Source organism: Streptomyces alkaliphilus (genome assembly GCF_014141535.1).
GTDB lineage: Bacteria > Actinomycetota > Actinomycetes > Streptomycetales > Streptomycetaceae > Streptomyces > Streptomyces alkaliphilus.
On sequence record NZ_VKHT01001691.1, the window covers coordinates 1 to 518 of the forward strand.

General features: G+C 77.0%; 1 protein-coding gene. It reads left to right on the plus strand.

Going from position 1 to position 518, the window contains the following annotated elements; all coding sequences use genetic code 11:
- Nucleotides 1-469, plus strand: a 469-nt coding sequence (locus FNQ90_RS26350) for an ATPase, T2SS/T4P/T4SS family (protein WP_182608581.1), incomplete at its 5' end; no start/stop codon positions are given.
- Nucleotides 470-518 lie beyond the last annotated feature (49 nt).

Consider the following 518-nt stretch of genomic DNA (forward strand, 5'->3'; position numbering starts at 1 on the left):
CCCCCACGTGGTGCGCCTGGAGACCCGCCCCGCCAACCAGGAGGGGGTCGGGCGCGTGGGCACGGACGAACTGGTTCGGCAGGCGCTCCGGATGCGCCCGGACCGCCTGGTGGTCGGCGAGGTGCGGGGGGCCGAGGTACTCGACCTCCTCGCCGCGATGAACACCGGCCACGAGGGCGGGTGCGGCACCGTCCACGCCAACGCCGCCGACGCGGTGCCCGCCCGGCTCGAGGCGTTGGCGGCGGCGGCCGGGATGTCCCGCCCCGCGCTGCACAGCCAGCTCGCCGCCGCCGTCGACCTCGTCGTCCACCTGCGCCGCGACCCCTCCGACGGTCGGCGGCGCGTCACCGAGATCCATCTGCTCGAACGGGGGCCGGACGGGTTCGTCCGCACGGTGCCCGCGTTGCGCCGGACCCCCGCCGGCTTCGTCCGCGAGGCGGCCTGGCCCCGTCTGGAGGCACTCCTGTGATCATGTTCCCCGTCCTCGTCCCCCGGGCCGGCTCCGTCCCCGGTGTCCC